This is a genomic window from uncultured Agitococcus sp., from assembly GCF_937920075.1.
Classification (GTDB): Bacteria; Pseudomonadota; Gammaproteobacteria; order Pseudomonadales; family Moraxellaceae; genus Agitococcus.
Genome location: NZ_CALETI010000407.1, coordinates 1 through 1,884, shown reverse-complemented (window position 1 = coordinate 1,884; position 1,884 = coordinate 1). Strand labels below are relative to the sequence as shown.

The 1,884-nt window shown below is 40.0% G+C and carries 1 protein-coding gene; it reads left to right on the top strand.

The window, feature by feature from the left end; all coding sequences use genetic code 11:
• Nucleotides 1-1,733, top strand: a 1,733-nt coding sequence (locus Q0212_RS14130; protein ID WP_297926620.1) for a right-handed parallel beta-helix repeat-containing protein, incomplete at its 5' end; no start/stop codon positions are given.
• Nucleotides 1,734-1,884: the final 151 nt, after the last annotated feature.

The following is a 1,884-nucleotide window of genomic DNA, read 5'->3' as shown; positions in this document are numbered from 1 at the left end:
GTGTGGCTACAGACAACGGCGGCACTGTCATCAAGCCTACAAGCGTAAGCGGTGCTGGTCGTTGGCTTGCTGTCGATTCTTACAATGCAACGGTTAAACAATTTGGCGCAAGGGCAAACACATTATTTAATGATTCATCTGTTTTTTCTACTGCTTTTAATTCCGGAGTTAAGCGAATTTACATTGAAAGTGGTAATTATAAGTTATCCTCGACAATCAACGTAACAAGCTCAGTAGAGATTGTCGGTAAGCAAAATGCAATTTTAATTGTAGACTGGACATCATTAGGGGCAGGTGCAAAAGTTTTTAATATCACTGCCTCGGATACAAAAATCAAAGATTTAGAATTTAATGTGTTATCAACACCAACAGCTAGAAATAACGATGCTGCAGCAGCGTGCGTATATGTAAATGCTGACGATTGCCTCGTTGATAATTGCGTGTTTGTTGAACAGCCAACTTCTGTTTACTCTGTAAAATCTAACGCAAGAATTGTAGTCTGTAATTGTCACATGACTGGGATGTTTGACGGTTTAAGCGAAAGTTCATCTGATAATCACGGAATACACATTTCAGATGGTGAAAAATGCGAATTGATAAACAATTATATCGCAAATTATCCGCAGGGGATTTTGTTTGGCCTAAGCACAAACAACAGCATTGTGTCAGGCAACACAGGCTATTATTGCGCTAATCACACTGTTTATGTTTCGTCAGGCGATAATAACTTGATTGATTCAAATATAGCCATCGGAACGTACAATAATATTAAGGCGCGTGGTGATTTCAATACAATCAGTAATAACAAGGTTTTTGGCGGTACTATCAGTTTAACAAACAGGGTTGCAGACGGCACAGTTTCACCGCTTGGCGATACTAAAGCATTTCACGGAGGCACAATTAGCGGCAATCATATAATGTGCGCAAGACCGACCGCTTACGGAATCAGCTTAGACGAAAGGGCTGGGTTCTCCGCTGTTTTGAGAAATGTGTCAATTATTGGTAATACTATTTATAGTAAAAACGATTCGCCCGATGTTATGTTTAGAGGTATAAACGTTGTTGCAACTGGTTTAGAGAATATAAGTATTGTAGGAAATAATATCGATACCGTTGCGGGGGATGGCATTATCATAACCACACTTCCTTTCGTTATCGCTAATGCAAAGAGGATTGTCATTAGCAATAATTGCGTGTCAAACTGCGTTGACAATGCTATTCAAGCAATAGGCGATCAATGCGTTATTTCGTCAAATACGGCTTACAATAGTGATGCCACAGGCTCTAATTCTGGTTTAATTTCTGGCGCATTAACAAATTCACAAATAGTTAACAATACGTTAAATGATTCTAATGGGGGGTTAGGTGCGGCTATTAGAGAATTTAGCGCATCAAATAATAATTTTATTAGCGGCAATATCTATCAATCTTGTGCCGCTGGGATTGTAAAAGTTGGCGCAAATACGCTTTTATATGATGTTTTGACGGGCTCTACAATTTGGGACCCTGCAAGTATCGCAAGCGGAGCAACTGCAACAACAACGGTTACAGTCACAGGTGCGGTTTTAGGTGATTTTGTTGATAATATATCATTTAATCGGTCATTGTCAGGATTAACGCTAAGTGGTTATGTATCTGCATCAAATACTGTTACAGCGGTATTATCAAACAACACAGGCGGCTCAGTGGATTTAAGCTCGGGGACGCTCTCAGTTAGAGTTAACCACGTTTAACCTAATGACTTGACTTGCAATACATCAAGCGGAACGCACCCCAGCCGATTACTACGTTAATTAAATTGTTAAAGGGTGCGTCCTCTTATTGTCGGTGTTAGGTTTTAACATGCACCGCGTATAATTCGACTCCATACGGCAGGGTTTTTCG